Annotated in this window: 12 protein-coding genes; 6 read left to right on the top strand and 6 right to left on the bottom strand. The window is 63.2% G+C overall.

The window, feature by feature from the left end:
• Positions 1-59: 59 nt before the first annotated feature.
• Positions 60-1,448, top strand: a complete 1,389-nt coding sequence (locus FHW69_RS19220; RefSeq protein WP_183423175.1) for a GGDEF domain-containing protein — start codon at positions 60-62, stop codon at positions 1,446-1,448.
• Between the two features lie 48 nt (positions 1,449-1,496).
• Here the strand turns inward: FHW69_RS19220 and FHW69_RS11425 are convergent, their stop codons facing one another.
• Positions 1,497-2,444 carry a DUF2167 domain-containing protein gene (locus tag FHW69_RS11425; RefSeq protein WP_183423174.1) on the bottom strand — a complete coding sequence of 316 codons (948 nt, stop codon included), beginning with the start codon at positions 2,442-2,444 and terminating at the stop codon, positions 1,497-1,499.
• 216 nt (positions 2,445-2,660) lie between these two features.
• Here FHW69_RS11425 and FHW69_RS11420 point away from each other — a divergent pair, with 216 nt between their 5' ends.
• The gene (locus tag FHW69_RS11420; RefSeq protein WP_183423173.1) at positions 2,661-4,853 is read left to right on the top strand and encodes an ATP-binding protein; all 2,193 of its coding nucleotides are present in this window, start codon (positions 2,661-2,663) and stop codon (positions 4,851-4,853) included.
• 83 nt (positions 4,854-4,936) lie between these two features.
• Positions 4,937-7,519, top strand: coding sequence for a glycoside hydrolase family 31 protein (locus FHW69_RS11415; RefSeq protein WP_183423172.1), 2,583 nt, complete (start codon positions 4,937-4,939; stop codon positions 7,517-7,519).
• On the opposite strand, the gene FHW69_RS11410 is transcribed toward FHW69_RS11415, so the two are convergent.
• Positions 7,485-7,685 carry an oxidoreductase-like domain-containing protein gene (locus FHW69_RS11410; RefSeq protein WP_183423171.1) on the bottom strand — a complete coding sequence of 67 codons (201 nt, stop codon included), beginning with the start codon at positions 7,683-7,685 and terminating at the stop codon, positions 7,485-7,487. The two genes, FHW69_RS11415 and FHW69_RS11410, sit on opposite strands and share 35 nt — an antisense overlap.
• 42 nt (positions 7,686-7,727) lie before the next feature.
• Entirely contained in the window at positions 7,728-9,785 is a 2,058-nt protein-coding gene (locus FHW69_RS11405) for a M13 family metallopeptidase (protein ID WP_183423170.1), read from the bottom strand.
• A 273-nt stretch (positions 9,786-10,058) separates the two neighbouring features.
• On the opposite strand from FHW69_RS11405, the gene FHW69_RS11400 reads away from it, so the two are divergent.
• The 3 genes from FHW69_RS11400 to FHW69_RS11390 all read left to right on the top strand — a co-directional run bounded on the left by FHW69_RS11400 (position 10,059) and on the right by FHW69_RS11390 (position 14,411).
• Positions 10,059-10,835 (top strand): iron-containing redox enzyme family protein, encoded by a 777-nt coding sequence (locus FHW69_RS11400; RefSeq protein WP_183423169.1) that lies wholly within the window; start codon positions 10,059-10,061, stop codon positions 10,833-10,835.
• Positions 10,836-10,919: 84 nt separating this feature from the next.
• Positions 10,920-13,640, top strand: a complete 2,721-nt coding sequence (locus FHW69_RS11395; RefSeq protein ID WP_183423168.1) for an EAL domain-containing protein — start codon at positions 10,920-10,922, stop codon at positions 13,638-13,640.
• Positions 13,641-13,727: 87 nt separating this feature from the next.
• On the top strand, positions 13,728-14,411 hold the full coding sequence (locus FHW69_RS11390) for an HAD family hydrolase (protein ID WP_183423167.1): 684 nt from the start codon (positions 13,728-13,730) through the stop codon (positions 14,409-14,411).
• A gap of 99 nt (positions 14,412-14,510) precedes the next feature.
• On the opposite strand, the gene FHW69_RS11385 is transcribed toward FHW69_RS11390, so the two are convergent.
• Genes FHW69_RS11385 through FHW69_RS11375 form a run of 3 tightly spaced genes read right to left on the bottom strand, consistent with a single transcriptional unit; the run spans position 14,511 to position 18,137 of the window.
• The gene (locus FHW69_RS11385) at positions 14,511-15,893 is read right to left on the bottom strand and encodes an FAD-linked oxidase C-terminal domain-containing protein (protein ID WP_183423166.1); all 1,383 of its coding nucleotides are present in this window, start codon (positions 15,891-15,893) and stop codon (positions 14,511-14,513) included.
• Positions 15,894-15,911: 18 nt separating this feature from the next.
• Complete coding sequence (locus FHW69_RS11380) at positions 15,912-16,289, bottom strand: YraN family protein (protein ID WP_183423165.1); 378 nt, start codon at positions 16,287-16,289, stop codon at positions 15,912-15,914.
• Positions 16,290-16,328: 39 nt separating this feature from the next.
• Entirely contained in the window at positions 16,329-18,137 is a 1,809-nt protein-coding gene (locus tag FHW69_RS11375) for a penicillin-binding protein activator (RefSeq protein ID WP_183423164.1), read from the bottom strand.
• Between the last annotated feature and the right edge of the window lie 116 nt (positions 18,138-18,253).

The following is an 18,253-nucleotide window of genomic DNA, read 5'->3' as shown; positions in this document are numbered from 1 at the left end:
GCACGGCGAGCCGCCTTGCCGCGGCAGCTTTTCTTGCACCGGGCCGGGACGCCAGCGCGGTGCTTTCTGGCACGGTCGACTCGGGGAATGGCGTGGAGCAGGAACACTGGGAGCGCAAATATCATCTTGCGCTTGAACGGATGGAGCGCGACGAACGCGATTTCCGTGCGCTGGAAGAAGGTTTGCGCCGGCTGGTCCTGCGGCTGGTGGCACTTGCCCGCGGGCAGGGCCCCGAGGCGGATGATTTGCTCGATCAGCTGGGCGACGGTCTTCGGCAGGCATCCTCGCCTGACGCGCTGAATCCTCTTCTGGACGCGCTGGCCGATGTCGTTGCGCGAATGGATGCTTCACCGAAGGCACCACCCACCGCGCCCGCGCTGGAAGTAACACCCGCCCCCGATGCCGGATCGCCGGCCGTCGAGGCGCTGCGGCAGGTGTTGCTGCGCGTGGTATTGGTGCCCGCCCTTGCCGAGCATGCGGAATCGTTGCGCGGTGCGCTGGGCCAGGCGCAGAACGCGGAGGCCGTGGCGGAGCTGGTTGCGCGTCTGGCCGACCTGATCAACCAGCAGCGCGACGTCCTGCGTGCCGACATTGATCGCCTTCAGGCGCTCCTGGCCGATGTCAGCGGCCGGTTGGGCGAGATGACCCGTTACCTGGCTGGCGAAATGGAAGGACAGCACACCGGGGCCGATGATGGCCGCGGCTTTGACTCAAGCGTCCGCGAGGAAATGCGCCTGCTGGGCGAGCAGACCCGTGAGGCTGTGGACCTCGGCACGTTGCAGCGTCAGGTCGAATCGCGGCTGGAAATGATTGACCAGCATTTCCGCGAATTCCGCGACAGGGAAGAGGCACGCCTGGCCGCCTGGCGCGACCGCACTGCACAGATGCGGGACCGCGTGGAAGAGCTGGAAACCCAGGCCACGTCGCTGCAGGACTCTCTGCGCCGCGAGCACGAACTGGCCCTGACCGATCCGCTGACCGGCATTCCCAATCGTCTGGCCTACGAGCGCCGCATGGCACAAAGCGAGCGCGCCCTGCGTGAATCAGGTACGCCGTTTTGCGTGGGTGCGTTCGACATCGACCACTTCAAGACGATCAATGACAGCTTTGGCCACGCTGCGGGTGACGCGGTGCTGCGCATCGTCGGCCAGGCCATGACGGCGCATGCGGCGTCGCACGAGGTTTTCGTGGCGCGTTTTGGCGGCGAGGAGTTTGTGGCGATCTTCGAGGGCATGGATCAGGCGGCAGCGACGGATGTCGCGGATGACCTCAGGCGCATCGTGGAGGGGCTGGCATTTCATGCAAGCTCGCGGCCGGTCAAGGTCACGATGTCCGGAGGCGTCACCCGCTTCGATACGCTGGACACGCCGGCATCGGCTTTTGAACGCGCAGATCGCGCGCTGTATTCGGCCAAGGGCGCAGGGCGCAATCGCTGCGCCACGCTGTAAACAGCGAAGCCATGCGCGGCACCTGCGCCGCACATGGCTTCGCCAGGATCAGTTCGTCTTCTTCTTGAACAGCTTGGCAATCGCAGCGCCGATGGCCGCAATGCCAACGAAGAGGAACTTCTTCAGGCCGAGCAGCAGGACGCCCAGCTTGGCGAAGAGGCCGGCCTTGGCTGCAATGCCGCCGGCCACAAGCGCACCGATGCCGTAGGCTGCAATCTTGTCGTTCTTCTCGTCGAAGTCGCCGTACTGCTTGCCCGCGTCGAAGTCGGTCATGGCCAGCACCTGAGGCATGTCCGCTTCCACTTTGGCCAGCTGGCCGATGGGCGCTACTGCCGACAACTGCAGGTAACCGTGACGGCCCAGCACGCGGATGTCGTAGTTCAGGCTGCGGCTTTCTTCGCCGTCCTTGTCCTTGAACGCCAGCTCGCGCGCCCAGTACAGCTTGTGCGTGGCGGCGTCGTAATGTGGAGCGGCAGCCCAGCCCTTGAGTTCAACGGCGTCGTAGCCAGCTTTCACGCGCTCTTCGTTGGCTTCCAGCGTTTCCTTCTGCATGTCTTTCAGAAGGTCGTCGTAGTCGATCTTGCTGGCGTCGGCATCGGAGACGTAGCCGTCATCGGAATAGGTGACCACAACCGCCCAGGCGCTTTCCTTCATCAGCACATCGGTGTTCTCGCCCGGCACGATCAGGCCAAGCACGTCGCTGTCCGGCGGATTGTTCCAGAGATCTTCCAGCACGCGCTGGGCATCTTTCGCCGGCAGGAAGGCGTAACCCGGCTGAAGCTTCAGTGTGGCGTGCGCGGCGGGGATCGACACGTTGCCTGTCTGCATCGTCAGCGAGGAAAGGAACTTCTTCACTTCCGCATCGTTGTTTTCGTCGGCAGCCGGCGTGGCGGCATCATCGGCAACAACAGGTGTTGGCTCGGCAAAGGTGAGGGCAGGCGTAGTGGCCAGAGCAGCGAGCAAAGCCGCCCGCAGCGCGCAGGACGCGATCGTCATTGAAGATGTCCCTTATTGGATGTCGCGTCGGTACGGCGCACCGATGTCCGCGATCGCATAATTGTACGAAATTCCTAAAGTGGCGTCGCGGCGCCTCCCTGAATGCCGATTCGCATAAAAATGCGTTAGTGGAAACGTTTACATGCTTAGGAGGGTATCGGCCGGGGCTCTCGTTCGAACTAGACTGGGGGTCTGGTAAGCACAGGGGCAGTACGGATGGGGATCGACCGGGCAAACACTGGCAACGTGGCGCAAGCCGCGATGCTGGTGGACGTGGCAACCCGTCTGCGACACCCGCGGATCGACCGAATCGTTGCATCCTTCCGTGAACACCACGTGTCGGTCATGCGTGCGGTACTTCTGGGCCTGACCACGGTCTGGACTGCGTACTGGACCACCACAACCACCCAGCCGGCGATGTTGCAGGACGCGCGGGAAACCTTCCCGATGGCGGTGGCCCTGTTTGTGGCCAGCATCGTGTGGATGCTGCTGGTGCGTGCCGCATGGCTGCGTGACAGCAGTCGCGCTGATGCCATCGGCGTGGTCGCCAACTTCGTCGGCGTGGGCGTTCTGCTGAAGCTTGGCTTCATGCTGGTGATCACGTTGACGGCCGTGCTGCCGTTTCTTTCAGTCGCCGTGGGCGCACGTTACGGGCGCCGGCCGTTCTATGCCAGCATCGTCGCGTCACTGGTGATCCTGGCCGTGAGCGCGCCGTCGGGCTATTGGATCAGTCGCCCGGCTTATGCCGTCTATGCGCTGACCCTCGTCATCATTTTGCCGTTGATGATCTTCCGCATGATGGACGCGTTGCGCGAAGTCTCGGTGGAGGCGATTGCGTCACGCGAGGCCCAGCATCGTTTCATTTCAATGATGAGCCACGAAATGCGCACGCCGCTCAACACCGTGATCCACTCGGCGGCGTTGATCGACACCGACGCGATGACCGAAGACCAGCGCCGTCTGGTCACGCTGCTGGCTTCCAATGCGAATGCGCTGCTGCACCGAGTGAATGCCGTGCTGGACGTGGCGTCGTTCAACGGCGGACGACTGACGCTGCGGCATCAGTCGTTCGGGTTCGACGAAGTGCTGGACACCGTTCGCGACGTCTGCCGCTCGCACGCCGTGGACAAGGACATCACCCTTACGTTCTCCTGCGACCCGGCCGTCGATGGCATCTTCAAGGGAGACCCGGGCCGCATCGAGCAGGTGCTGAGCAACCTGGTGTCCAACGCCGTGAAGTTCACGCCCACAGGGGGCCGCGTGCACGTGGCCATTGGACTTGCACCATCGCCGGTTGGCGTGGGCGAATCCATTCTGTGTACGGTGACCGATACGGGCATCGGCATCGCGGATGAAGACAAGGCCCGCATTTTCCGCCCCTTCCATCAGGTAAGCGGTGGTGCCGCGCGCACCAATGACGGTGTGGGCCTGGGTCTTTACATCGTGCGCAGTGTGTCAGATCAGATGCATGGCTCGCTCGACGTGGCTGATCGTCCGGGCGGCGGCAGCGTGTTCTCGTGGCGCTTCCCGCTGGCACGTGCCCCCGTGGGTGCACGGCCTTCATCGGAATTGTCTGTTATCGACCGGCTGGATGAGCATCGCACGCGCGTGCCGCCACTGAACTGCATGGTGGTGGACGACCACGCCGCCAATCGCGAAATCATTGGACGCATTCTTGAGCGTGCAGGTCACACCGCCACGTTCTGCGCGGATGGCGATGAGGCCATGGAGCACCTGGGCAATCGCAGCTTCGACGTCATTTTCATGGATCTGCACATGCCTGGTGGATCCGGTTGGGACGTGATCCGGCGCATCGAAGAAGCCGCCGGTTCCGCGCAGTCGCCTCCTATCGTGATGCTGAGTGCGGACTCCAGCCAGGAGGCCATCCGCCTTGCGTTCAAGGGGGGAGCACGCGCCTATCTGACCAAGCCCATCCCCACGCCGCGCCTGCTGGACGTCCTGGAGTCCATCGCCGAAGACCGCCGCCTGGAGCAGTTCGCCCGCAACTGGCAACCGGCCATTGACCCGCCCGTACCCGGCGATCCACACCGCGCACCGCTGGACGACATGCGGGCGCTGGTCTCGCCGAAGGAGCTGCGTGAGTTCGTAGACCTTTGCGACGATGCGATGCGCACCCACGGTAAAGCCTTGCGTGACGCGCTGTCGCGCGGCGAATACCCGGATGCTTCCGAAGCCCTGCATGCATTGAAAAACGTGGTGGGCAACCTTGGCGCACCCGGTGGAACGCGGGTGTGTGACGATCTGGCCGTGCTGATTGATGCGGGCGGCAGCATGTCGGCGGCTATCGTGGAACTGGATGGACTGCTGCGATCCGCTCATCGCTATGTGGAAGACCAGCGCCTGAACCTGCACGAAGCCCACCGGCACAGTGCCTGGGCCGGTTCCTGAGGCAAAGGCGGAACGCTTTCACCGTTCGCGAATTCTTCGGTTGTCATACTGGAATCGCCTGACGGTTAGAGGATCAAAGCCCCATGACAGCTCCACGCGACTGCGCGCTTGCGCACGAAGGTGCAACGATCGTTCGCGGCAACGCACGATTCACGGTCCTGACACCGCGCGTCATCCGCCTGGAATGGAACGCGCTGGGCGTGTTCGATGATGAGAGAACGCAGTTCGCCGTATTCCGGGCCTTGCAAGTACCGCCGTTCCGCCTCGATGAAGACGACACCACGCTGTCGATAGACACCGGCACGTTGCAGCTTCGGTTCCGCAAAGGTGATGGCCCTTTTGATGCATCGAATCTGCAGATCGACGTCCTGGACGGCGACCAGCGCATCTCCTGGACGCCGGGCACCGTGCAACATCACAACCTGGGCGGGACGTACCGCACGCTGGATCGCTATGACGGCGACATATGGCAGGACGGCAGCAGGCTTCCGCTGGGAGACGGCCTGATTGCCCGTGATGGCTGGCACGTGGTGGATGACTCGACCAGCTATCGCATCGATGACAGCGGCTGGGTGTTGCCCAGAAAGGGCGAGGGCGATCAGGATCTGTACTTCTTCGGCTACGGACACGCGTATCGCGCCGCCATTGGAGACTTCGCGGCCATTTCTGGTCCGCAGCCCATGCCGCCACGCTTCGTCTTCGGCTACTGGTGGTCACGCTACTGGAACTATTCCGACGAGGAACTGCGCATTCTCGTGGCGCGTTTCGACAAGGAGCGCGTGCCACTGGATGTATTGGTGCTGGACATGGACTGGCACATCACACCCGGCTTGTCGCTGCGCGAGGGCCACGAGCATACCGACGAATTCGGCGAGAAATCCGGCTGGACGGGCTACACCTTCAATCGCAGCCTGTTTCCCGAACCCGCCGCCTTCATGCAATGGGCGCACGGGCAAAACCTGAAGATCACGCTGAATCTGCACCCGGCATCTGGTGTGATGCCGTACGAAGAGAAGTACGAGGCGATGGCAGCGGCGTTGTCCTGGGATACCTCGACCAACGCGCCCATACCTTTCGAGGGTGCGTCGCAGCCGTACATGCGCGCCTTGTTTGACACGATCCTGCATCCGCTGGAAGAGCAGGGTGTCAATTTCTGGTGGCTGGATTGGCAGCAGTGGCCAGATTCAAAATCGCATCCGGGGCTAAGCAATACCTGGTGGCTCAATCATGTGTTCTTTACCGAGATGCAGCGCAGGGATGACGCGCGCGGGCTGATCTATCACCGCTGGGGCGGCCTTGGAAATCATCGCTATCCCATCGGTTTTTCCGGTGACAGCGTCATTACCTGGAAATCGCTGGCCTATCAGCCGCATTTCACCGCCATGGCGTCCAACGTGCTGTACGGCTACTGGAGCCACGACATCGGTGGCCACACGTTCGCCAAGAGCATTCCACGAAGCGAACGCCGTATTGACCCGGAGCTTTACGCACGCTGGATGCAGTACGGCGTGTTCAGCCCGGTATTTCGCACGCACTCGGCCAAAGAAGCCAGCCTGCACAAAGAGCCCTGGCATTTCGGCCCGCCCTATGGCGACGCAATCTTTGAAGCCATCCGGCTGCGCTACCGGCTGGCGCCGTATATCTACGCGGCATCGCGCACGGCATACGACACGGGCGTGTCGATGGTTCGGCCCATGTATTACGACTGGCCGGAGCACGACGAAGCTTATGAAGTGCCCGGGCAATACATGTTCGGCGACGATCTGCTCATTGCACCGGTGACGGTGCCCATGAAAGACGGTGCCGCGCCGTTCCCGGTGTGGCTGCCACCGGGGCGCTGGTACAGCCGCGGCGGTGCCGAATCCTTCGAGGGCGGACAGGTGTTCGAGCGAAGCTACGGCCTGCACGAAATTCCCGTATTCGTACGCCCCGGTGCCGTGCTTCCGCTTTACCCCGAAGGGTTGCGTGATCTTTCCAGCGTGCCGTCGACGATCATCCTTCAGGTGTTTCCCGGGGCTGAAGGTGACACCGTGCTGTATGACGACGACGGCGCCACGCAGGGTTACCAGCGCGGCCAGTTTGCACGCACGGGTGTGCGCAGCCGCCGGTCTGGCCGGACGCATCGCGTCCATATTGATGCGATGGATGGTGTTTACGACGGCAAGCCTGACCTGCGTACGTACATCGTTGAACTGCTGGACGCCGATGTTCCCCATTCGGTGGAAGTCAACGGCCGTGCACTCCCGTTCAGTGCCGTTCCTGCGCCGGGTACGTGGCTATTCGACACCCAGTGGCTGTGCGTGCGCGTGCAGCTTGAGCCGGCCTGTGTTGACGAGGCACAGGACATCGTGGCGCGTTTCGATCCGGCATTTGTGAAGTCTGCCGGTCTGCTGCACCGGATGCGCCGTGCGCGCGATGCGGTAAGCCACCTCAAGCAGGTGTGGAACGACATTTCATCCTTGCCCGACGACATTGATCTGGCTGGCCAGGCAGCGCGCGTGCTTGCCTATGCTGTGGAGAACGGCGACGACGAGGGGCGCGCGAAGCGCTTTGTGGATGCGGTGCGTCAGTTCGATGCGCGCTTTGCAGCGTTGCCGGAGAGCATCAACTCCACGCCCATTGACGATGCGCTCAAGCGCTCGGTGGTGGAGCGTCTTGACTGGTAGCGGGCGTGTCCGGGTGGCGTGACTGCCACTCGGAAAGCCGCGCGCGATAACGCTCCACGGCGTCGTCATAGACATCGTAGATGCAGCGCACGCAACCCTCACCGCAGCAATCTTCCGGGTCGGGTTCGGGCGGTGGGAGCGGCTTGGGGTCGTCAGGAACGGACATGTGGAAAATGGCGACGACGGATGACCGTCGTCGCCATGGGGCTTACCAGATCTTCACGCGCTGCGATGGGTCCAGGTACAGCTTCTGGCCGGGCTTCGGCGAGAAGGCGTCATACCACGCATCGATATTGCGAACCGTCTGCGCACGGAACTGGCCCGGTGCGTGGCCGTCGCCGATGATCTGCGCACGCAGCGCCGCGTCGCGGCTCTTGGTACGCCAGGACTGGGCGAATGCCAGGAAGAAGCGCTGGTCGCCGGTCAGGCCGTCGATCACCGGCGCTTCCTTGCCATTGAGCGACTTGCGATACGCGGCATAGGCAATGGCCAGGCCGGACACGTCGGCAATGTTTTCGCCCAGCGTCTGCTGTCCATTGACGTGCAGGCCCGGAAGCGCTTCGTACTGGTTGTACTGCTCGACGAGGCGCTGGCCGGCTGCCTTGAAGTGCTGCTGATCGGCGTCGGTCCACCAGTTGGCCAGACGACCCTGCGCATCGAATTCGGCGCCGGTGTTGTCGAAGCTATGGCTGATTTCGTGACCGATCACCGCACCAATGGAACCGTAGTTGGAAGCGGCGTCAGCCTTCGGATCGAAGAACGGTGCCTCTAGAATGGCTGCCGGGAAGTTCAGTGCATTCTGAAGCGGCAGATTCACGGCGTTGACCGTCTGCGGCGTCATCCACCATTCGTTGCGGTCCACTGGCTGCGACAGCTTGGCCACCTGATGACGGTATTCGAGTGCTTGTGCACGCAGATGATTGCCGACAGCATCGTCCGGACGGATGTCCAGGCTGCTGTAGTCGCGCCAGGTATCGGGATAGCCCACGCCTACCTTGACGGTGCCGATCTTCTCGCTGGCCTTCTTCTTGGTGGCGGCCGTCATCCAGTCGATCTTGTCCACGCGTTCATCGAAGGCCTTGAGGATGTTTTCCACCATCGTCTGCACCTGCGCGCGCGAAGAGGCGGAGAAATATTTCTTCACATAGATCTGGCCGACCGCATCACCCAGGTCGATGTTGGTACGGGCGAGGCCGCGCTTCCAGCGATCAGACTGCTTCGGCGTGCCCTGGAGCGTGTGGCCGAAGAACTCGAAAGCCATGTCCACATAGGCCTTCGGCAGCAGCCAGGCGTTCTCGTTGATGACATGGAAGCGCAGATAGGTTTTCCAGGTCTCTACCGGCTCGCTGGCAACAAGCGCCGAAAGCTTCGTGACGGTGGCCGGCTGCCACACGATGAAGGTTTTCTGCGTATCCAGGCCGGCGGCCTTGAAATAGGCGTTCCAGTCGATGCCCGGTGCCTTGCTGGCGAAGGCGCTGGTGGGCCAGGGGTTGTTGGCTTTGTGGATGTCTTCGCTGTCCACGATGCTCTGCTGCGCACTGGCGATCTTCATTTCCAGCGCCAGGATGTCGCGGGCTTTCGCATCGGCATCGGCGGTGCCGGACTGCTTGAGGACGTCGGCGATATACGCCTGATACTTCTGGCGCGCCTCGACCATGTTCTTGTCGGTGCCCAGGTAGTAATCGCGGTTGGGCATGCCCAGGCCGCCCTGCAGGAGATACGGCATGTTGTGCGACGGATCTTCCAGGCCCTGGGCCACGAACAGTCCGAACAGGTGTTCGGTATGCAGGTTGGTGGCATTGATCGGGTCGACATCGGCGCGCAGCTGGCTGCCGAGCACGCGGGAGAGGTCGGTGCGTGTCTTGATGGCATCAACGGCGGAAAGCTCGCCGTCCAGCGGCTTCAGGCCTGCCTTCTCGATGCCGTCCACATTCATGAAGGCCGCGTAGTAGTCCGCGATCAGGCGCTCCTGAGAGCCCTTGGCCGGATGGCTGTCGCCGGCCGCCTTGACCAGATCGGCCGTGCGCTTCTCGGCGCGCTCGTACAGCTGCAGAAAAATGCCGGTGCTAGAGCGGTATGACGGAATGACGGCCGTCTTTTCCCAGTTGCCGTTGGCGTAACCGTTGAAATCGTCGCCCGGCTGGATCGACCGGTCGATCCCTGTCTGGTCGACGCCGACCGGCGCCGAGGCCGGCGCGGCGGTAACCGCGGAAATACCAAGTGCCATCGTGATGGCAGAAGCGAGAAGCCAGCTGTGTCGGGCCATGGTCATACGCCTTCGGGCATGGGTTGGGGGGCCCACGATAGCCCTCACGGGGCCTGTTGTGACCCATGACCCATGGGATGGGTCGCTTTGGGGGGGGCGAATTTTCTGAAAAAGGGCTCTCGGAGCTCTCGCAGACACGCTCGATCAGAGGGTTGTGCCGTAATGACTGCCCGGCGCCCGCTTTTGCGCCGGTAGGGGCCGGCTACGGGGCACCCGGGCCGGTTCCTGTCTTTTCACTCAATGGCAGTAACACATACAGACCTGGAGATTGATATGAACGCTCGTTTTGAACTGACCGGCCCGCAGATGGACATTCTTAGCTACCCGACATGGGCGCAGGATATGGTTTCCTCTTGCGCGGATGCGCGGCAGGGCATTGTGGAGCACTCCATGTGGGACGCGATGCGTGCCGCAAAGCTGGATGCGATATCCACCCGCAATTTCATGGTGGGCGTATGGCCGGTGATCGAACGTTTCCCCGGGTACATGTCGCATAGTTTGCTGAAAACGCGCTATGGACGCAGCCAGGGCGACGACATGGCCCGGCGCTGGCTGGTGCGCAATATCCGCGTCGAGCAGAACCACGCCGATTACTGGCTGAACTGGGCCGAGGGGGCTGGCGTCGCCCGCGAGGAGGTTCTGACCGGGCGGTCGCCCGCAGGCTCTCAGGCTCTGGCCGAATGGTGCGAGGAAGTGAGCGCCCGGGACTCGCTGGCGGCCGGTATTGCCGCCACCAACTATGCCGTGGAAGGGGCCACGGGCGATTGGTCCCAACTGATCTGGGAAAGCAAGGCCTATGCGGAAAGTTTGCCGATTATCGGCCGCAAAGCGAGCCTGCGCTGGCTACAGTTGCACGCAGCCTATGACGATACCCATCCCTGGGAGGCTCTGGAAATCGTCTGCGCGTTGCTCGGGAGCAACCCCCCGGTCGACGAGGTGGAACACATCGGAGAATGTGTCCGCCGCAGCTACGTCAGCATGAGCATCACCCTTGATCGTTGCATGGATGCGGCAAGCTCGTTCGATAAGGTGAACGAGGCCGCAGCATAATCGGGCAGCGTCATTGCAAAGTGGCGCATGATTGACGCTAGCTAAGGGCAGCCTGAGGACTCAATGCGCAAAACCGATGCCGGCATGCAACAACCTCTGTTGCGACGCTTGAGGCCTCTGGCCTACGCGCTTGTGGCCGTTGTTGCCCTGATCCTCCTGCTTACCTGGGGCGCTTTGCAGACCCAGGTCATTCTGGCTGGTTTTCTTAACGGCGAGAGTGTCTGGGCGAAAGCCCAGAAGCAGGCAGTGATCGACCTGGACAACTACGCCGCCAGCGGCGATGCCGTGCACCTGAGAAGCTTCCACGCCAACTACGCCATTCTGATGGCTGACCGTTCGGCCCGCGACGCCATCGCCAGCAAGCAGTTCGACCAGCAGGCCGTCGAGGCGTCCTTTGCGCGTGGAGATGTCATTCCGGATGCCATTCCGGGCATGGTTTTCATGTTCAACCATTTCGCCAACCTGCCATACATGAAAGAAGCGAACATGGCATGGCGGTCGGTGGATTCCAGTCTCGAAGAACTGAACCAGATCGCACAGGACCTTGAGAAGGAATTTGCCGAAGGTACGGTTCCTCCCCACGACGTAGCGGCAGCGCGTGCGCGCATTGCCACACTCAACCGCTACATCGAGCCACGCACGAAACTCTTCTCGTTGCAGATCGCGCTGGGCGCGGTGTGGCTTGGCAAAGTATTGTTTTTCGCCGTGCTGGCTGTGGCTGCGATAGCATCGCTGTTGTGGTTGCGCATGGCAGGTCGCATTCTCTCCAGCATACGCGGCACGGAAGAGCGCTACACGCTGCTGTTCGACAGCGCGGCGGACGCCATTTTCATGGCTGATGAAGAAACCGGACGCATCCTTGACGTCAATCAGCGCGCGGCCTCGTGGATAGGCTGCGCGCGCAGCGAACTGGTGGGCATTGATCTGGCCAGCCTGTTCGCGGAAGGCTCGCCGCATTCCGGCGTGGGCTCCCTGCGCATGCCAGAGGGCGGCACGCTTCCGGTGGAAACCCAGAGTACGCTGGTGGTGTGGGCTGACCGGCGCGTGTGCCAGTCCATCGTGCGCGATATCTCCGAGCGCGTTGCCATCGAGCAGGAGCGCCGGATCGCCGCCGAAGCATTGGCCAGCATCGCTGAAGGTGTGCTCATTGCCGATGCCGACCGTCGCGTCACCACCGCCAACGAAGCACACACCCGGCTCACCGGCATCCCGGCAAGCGCGTTGCGCCACACTCGCTTTGACGCCACACGCACGCTGCCCGACGGCCAGCCATTGCCACAGTCGATCTGGGAAGACGTGGCCGAGGGAGCGAACTGGCTGGGCGAGGTAGAGAGTCGCCGGGCCGATGGCACCACCTATCCGGAAATGCTGAGCATCAGTGCCATCCGGGACAGCATGGGGCGGCCGCAGCATTACGTGGCCGTGGTCACGGATATCACGGCACGCAAGGCGGATCGCCAGCGGCTTCAGCATCTGGCCACGCATGATCCACTGACCGGCCTGGTCACGCGTTCGGAGTTCGAGCGACTGTGCAGCGAAGCCATCACGCAGGCGACCCATCAGCGCGGTGCCGTGGCAGTGATGTTTGTTGACCTGGACGCGTTCAAGGTCGTCAACGACAGCTACAGCCATGCCATCGGCGACACGTTGCTGGTGCGTGTTGCAGAGCGCATCCGGGCGCAACTGGCACGTAAAGATGTAGCCGGTCGCATTGGTGGTGATGAGTTCACCGTACTGCTTACCGACCTGCGCTCGCGCGAGGAAGCCAACGACGTCGCGCAGGCATTGCTGGTGGCGCTTGCACGGCCATTTGATCTGGGCGACTACGAAATATTCCTGAGTGCGAGCATTGGCATCGCAGGATTTCCGCTCGATGGCAGTGACGCGGTGACGCTGATCGCCAACGCGGATGCGGCCATGTACACGGCGAAATCCGAAGAGCGCAATGCGCTGCGCTTCTACACGCCTCGAATGCATGCGGATGCGCGGCGACGCCTGCAATTGGCGGCAGATCTGCGTCAGGCGTTGACGAGGCACGAATTCCACGTGGTGTATCAGCCCAGCGTCGAACTGCGTACCGGGCGCATCGTGGCGGTGGAAGCGCTTATCCGCTGGAACCATCCGGATCGCGGAAACGTGCCACCGGACGAGTTCATTCCCATCGCGGAAAGCCTCGGGTTGATTCGCCAGATTGATCACTGGGTACTGGAGACGGCCTGCGCACAGGTGCGTCGCTGGGACGAGGCGCGGCTTCCACCTATCCGCGTGGCGGTCAATGTATCGGCGGGCTCATTTGGCCATCCGGACTTCGTTCCCGGCATCCACGCCGTACTTCAGGCCACCGGCTTGCCGCCGGCCCGCCTGATTCTGGAAATCACCGAGAGCGCCATTCTTCATCTGGGCGAAGACACGCATCGCACCATGCTGGCGCTGCATGGGCTGGGCATCGGTGTGGCCATTGATGATTTCGGCACGGGTTACTCGTCGCTGGCTTATCTGAAACTGCCATCGGTGGCGTTCCTCAAGATCGACCGCTCCTTCGTCATGGGCCTTCCCGGCAACACCAACGATGCGGCGATCACCGAAGCCATGGTCGCCATTGCACGGAGCCTGGATCTGCACACCATCGCCGAGGGCATCGAAACCGAGGGGCAGCATGAATTCCTGCTGCGCGCGGGTTGCGGTGAAGGGCAGGGCTATCTGTACTCCAAGCCGCTGCTTACCGATGAAATCGAGCGGCTGCTCGCGCCCAATGCGAAACAACCTGCGAAAAAGCTGACCCTGGTGCCGCCCAAGCGCGCATGACTATTCCGGGCGCCAGTGCGGTGATCTGAATCTTTCACGCGTCGCGCGGTAGCATGGTGGGCAGTTTCCCACTTGCAGGGCCGTACGGTGTCGAACACTCACAAGCTGGTTTTTCTTCTCGATATCGACAACACGTTGCTGGACAACGATCGCTTCGGTGCTGATCTGTACGCCCGCCTGGAGCGCGATTTCGGTACTGAGGGTCGCGACGCGTATAACGCGATTGATCGTGAGCTTCGCAAGACGTACGGCTTCGCCGATTATCTGACCACGCTGCAACGGCTGCGCATTGGCCGGGAGACGCAGCCCGGTTTCTCCGGCATGTCGTTCTTTCTTCTTGATTACCCGTTTGACGAGCGCGTGTTTCCGGGCACGTTCGAAGTGCTGGATCATCTGAAGACGCTGGGGCAGCCGGTCATTCTTTCTGACGGCGACGCTGTGTTCCAGCCGCGCAAGGCACGTCGTGCCGGTCTGTGGGATGCGCTGGACGGGCATGTGCTCATCTACGTGCACAAGGAAGACATGCTCGATGATGTGTTTGCGCGTTATCCGGCCGATCACTACGTGATGGTGGACGACAAGCCGCGCATTCTTGTCGCGCTGAAGCAGGCGATGGGCGACAGGGTTACGACCGTGTTCGTGCGCCAGGGGCATTACGCGGCAGCGGCGGGGGCGGAGCTTGAGCACACGCCGCCGGATATCACGGTGGACAGCATTGCAGAGCTGCGGCATTTTGGGGCGGAAGCGTTTTTGCCCGGGCGCGTGGCTTAGGGTCTATCGCGAGCGATGGTGCCTGCTTTACGGCGTGGATGTGCCGCTTTGCAGGCATTGCGAGCAGGCCCGCTTCCCCAGTGCAATGCAGGGCCGGGCTTAGAGGCGGGGCGGTAGCAGCTTTCCGGGGTTGAGGATGCCGTCGGGATCAAATGCATCCTTGACCCGGTGCATGAGTCCGAGCGTGTTGGCCGACAGGGCGAGGGGCATGAAGTCGCGCTTGGCGATGCCGATGCCGTGCTCGCCCGATAGCGTGCCGTCGAGTGATATGACCAGCGCAAACAATTCATGCAGGCATGCTTCGGCGCGCGTGCGTTCGGCATCGTTTCGGGGCAGCAGGTTCACGTGGAGGTTGCCGTTGCCGGCGTGGCCGAAGCAAACGATCAATACATCGTGCTGCGCCGCCAGTCTCTTCACGCCGTCGACCAGTTCCGGCAGCCGGCTCACCGGCACCACGACGTCTTCGTTGATCTTGTGTGGCGAAATCGTGCGCTGTGCGGGCGACAGCGCCTTGCGCGCCGACCACAGCAGCGCGGTCTCTTCCGCAGTTCGCGCGACCGACAAGTCCATCAGGCCGTGCCCGCTGGCGGCTTGCGCCACAGCATGTGCGGCGTCGTCCAGGGCAGAGGGTTCGCCGTCGACTTCGATCATCAGCATCGCGCCGGCAACCGGCACGCTGTCGCCGCCGTGAGCGCGGGCGAGACCCAGTGCCACGTCGTCGATGAATTCCAGTGCGCAAGGCGTCACGGGCTGCGCCATGATGCGCGCCACGGCCCGGGCAGCACTTCCCACATCCTCGTACGTCGCCCGCATGGTGCGCAGCCCGGACGGCTTCGGGGTCAGCTTGAGCGTGGCTTCGGTGATGAGCGCCAATGTGCCCTCCGACCCGATGAGTAGCCGGGTGAGGTCGTAGCCGGTGGCGCCCTTGGTCGTGTAAGTGCCGCAGCGGAAGCTCTCGCCCGTGCCCGCTACGGCACGCAGACCCAGCGTGTTGTCCCGTGGGCTGCCGTACTTCACCGCGCGCGGCCCGGCGGAATTGCAGGCGAGGTTGCCGCCGATGCTGCACCACGGGGAGGAGGTGGGGTCCGGTGGCCAGAAAAACCCGAGGGGCGCGAGCGCTTTCTGCAGGTCACCATTGAGGACGCCTGGCTCGACCACGGCCAGCCGGTTATCCGGGTCAAGCCGCACGATGCGGTTCATGCGCTCAAAGCTGACCACCACACCGCCATTCACCGGCACCGTGGCACCCGTGGTGTTCGTGCCGCGGCCACGCGCGATGACTGGCACGCCATGCTGTCGGCAGGCGCGGACCAGCGCTTCAACTTCGTCGTGGGTAGTGACAAAAGCGACGGCGTCCGGCAGCGCCTGCCGGCGGGAATTGTCGTAGGCGTAACTCAGACGCTCCCCATCATCTGTCGACAGGTTGTGGCCCAGGAGCTGGCGCAGGTCCGCAAGGAGGGTGGCGGGGAGCGGCGTATTCATCCAGCGATGATACCGCCGTCAGGAAACCTCGAAGGCGCCGCGAATCCAGTCGGGTGGTCCATCGCCTTCAAAGGCAATCACGTCAAAGCGGCAAGGGCGGGCGGCATGACGGCCGTGGTTGAGGAGCCAGTGCGACGCGGCCTGCGCGAGCTTTTGCTGTTTGGTCCTCGTGACGGAGGCGGCGGCTCCGCCAAAGCCACGGCTTCGGCGAACCCGCACTTCCACAAACACGATTGTCTGGCCGTCAGCCATGATGAGGTCGATTTCGCCAGCGCGGGTGCGGTAGTTGGTCTCGATGAGGTCCAGACCCTGCGCTTCAAGATAACGGCGGGCGCGTGCTTCGCCGTCCAGGCCGGTGGCTTTGCGCTGCCGGTCGCGTTCGTTGGGGGTGTTCACGGGACGTCCTTGTCCTTGAGTGACGGGGGAGGGCGTTGTTCAGCCCTCGCCGGTATCCACGCTGGGTGTGGCGGAGGGGGCTTCCAGCTCCAGGCTGCCAGCCACCGGGTGAGCGATACCATCCTGGAAACGTGCCCAGATCAGCACCCGGCGCACACGGCCGAATTCGTCGGCCACCAACTGCCCTGTTGCGCCGGGGAAGTAGCTGCCCGGATGGGCGCGCAGCCAATCCAGATAGGGCACCAGGCCCCAGGCATCCATGCCGAAGGCAAACAGGCGGGCGGAGACGCCACGCACTGCCTGCATGCTGGTGGCCAGGTCGCTGCGGCGGGGCAGGCCCGGCTGCGCGTCGAACAGCCACGGCGCGTCGCAGAACTCCACGCCTTCCAGATCGTGATCGGCTGCCGCGTCGTCAACACCACCATAGACGTGAGAGGTGGCGAAGATCGGCAGGGTGTTCTTTGCCAGGCGCAGCTGCGGCACGAGCAGGCGTGCCTGCTGCGGCTTCATGCTGATGAACACGCCGCTCAGTGCCGGGTCCTTGTCGCCGGATTCGTGCAACTGCGGTGCGTAGTCGATCGTGCCCGGGTCGATGGTGATCTGGCTGTCCACCGTACCGCCGCGCGCCTGCCACTCGGCCTTGAAGGCATTACCGGCGCGCCGCGCGAAATCGTCGGTGGAGACGATGACCGTGGCGGTCTTCATACCCTTGTCGGCCATGTGGTCCGCTACCTGGGCGCCTTCGGTCTCCGGGAGCAGCCCGAATTCGTTGGCACCGGCCGGCGGCAGGTTCTTGTTGTCGTTGGGGTAGTTCAGCGTGAGGATCGGTGCCGGGAGAGCGCCCTTGGCGAAGATCGCCGACACGCCCTCGCGGTTGAGCGGGCCCACGACGAGACGCGCGCCTTCGGAGACGGCTTTCTCGTAGGCAGCCACGGCGTGAGCGGCGTCATTGCCCGAGTCGTACACGACAACGGCCGGACGCGGCGCGTCGGTATGACCAGCATCAATGTAGGAGGCAAAGAAGCCGTCGCGGATCGTGTTGCCGGCCGAGGCCAGCTGGCCACTGAGCGGCAGCAGCAGGGCGACCTTCGTCGGTACCTTGTAGCCTTCGCGAACACCCTTGTCGCCACCGGTGACCGTGCCGACTGCCTGGTCGAGCTGGGCGGGCGGACGGGTGACGCTGACGCCGAGCTGTACCTGAGCCTCGTTGACCCACGGAAGCATCGGATCGTTGGCGGGCAGGTCGGCCGCCCGTGCCGCGAGGTCGGCGGCGCCCATGCCGGTCAGCAACGTGACGATCTGGCGGCGGTTCTGCTCCCGGTCCAGACCCTGCAGCTGGGTATCCATGCCCTCACGGGTTTGCGCGGCCTTCCACGGATCACCCGATGCGGCCTGGGCCTGCGCGCGAAGCTCCGTGATGCGTACAAGCAACTGCGGCGAAATGCGGGTGGTCGGCTGGCCGGTCAGCGACAGGGCCGTGTTGGCGTCCTTGTTCTTGAGGGCCAGTTCGGCGCGCAGGGCGTCAAACCGGATGGCGTCCTCACCTTCAAGCTTCGAGCGGCGGATATCGGCGATCAGCGGGGCGCCACGCTCGATGTGGCCTTCCTGGCGGTAGGACTCGGCGGCAAGAAGCTTGTAGTAATCCCGATGGTCTGCGTCTTCATTGGCCAGGTTGATGTAGGCCTGGGCGGCCTCGTCGAACTGGCCTCGGGTGTACAGCGCCTGCGCCGCCTGGGTGGCCGCGCCGGACGGCGCGCTGGTGGTGTGCTGGGTGGCACCGGGAGTAACGCAACCGGCCAGACCGACGCTGAGCAGGAGACCAATTGCCGTGAGGCGAAGCGGACGCATGAGAATATTCCATTAATAGCTGCGCCCGGGATCATAGCCGATCCCCTCGCCGGGCCGCTGCGAGCTGCGCCCGCGAAACAGGTAGGCCGCTTACAATGTCCGGTCGTTAAAAGAGG

This window comes from Luteibacter sp. Sphag1AF (assembly GCF_014192715.1).
Lineage (GTDB): Bacteria > Pseudomonadota > Gammaproteobacteria > Xanthomonadales > Rhodanobacteraceae > Luteibacter.
Note: the sequence above shows the minus strand (reverse complement) of the source record. Positions and strands in the feature narration are given on the sequence as shown.

What these genes read in the sequence shown, in the direction of transcription:
- FHW69_RS11425 (WP_183423174.1), bottom strand. Translation starts at nt 2,444, where the DNA reads ATGACGATCGCGTCCTGCGCGCTGCGGGCGGCTTTGCTCGCTGCTCTG.
- FHW69_RS11420 (WP_183423173.1), top strand. Translation starts at nt 2,661, where the DNA reads ATGGGGATCGACCGGGCAAACACTGGCAACGTGGCGCAAGCCGCGATG.
- FHW69_RS11415 (WP_183423172.1), top strand. Translation starts at nt 4,937, where the DNA reads ATGACAGCTCCACGCGACTGCGCGCTTGCGCACGAAGGTGCAACGATC.
- FHW69_RS11410 (WP_183423171.1), bottom strand. Translation starts at nt 7,685, where the DNA reads ATGTCCGTTCCTGACGACCCCAAGCCGCTCCCACCGCCCGAACCCGAC.
- FHW69_RS11405 (WP_183423170.1), bottom strand. Translation starts at nt 9,785, where the DNA reads ATGGCCCGACACAGCTGGCTTCTCGCTTCTGCCATCACGATGGCACTT.
- FHW69_RS11400 (WP_183423169.1), top strand. Translation starts at nt 10,059, where the DNA reads ATGAACGCTCGTTTTGAACTGACCGGCCCGCAGATGGACATTCTTAGC.
- FHW69_RS11395 (WP_183423168.1), top strand. Translation starts at nt 10,920, where the DNA reads ATGCAACAACCTCTGTTGCGACGCTTGAGGCCTCTGGCCTACGCGCTT.
- FHW69_RS11385 (WP_183423166.1), bottom strand. Translation starts at nt 15,893, where the DNA reads ATGAATACGCCGCTCCCCGCCACCCTCCTTGCGGACCTGCGCCAGCTC.
- FHW69_RS11375 (WP_183423164.1), bottom strand. Translation starts at nt 18,137, where the DNA reads ATGCGTCCGCTTCGCCTCACGGCAATTGGTCTCCTGCTCAGCGTCGGT.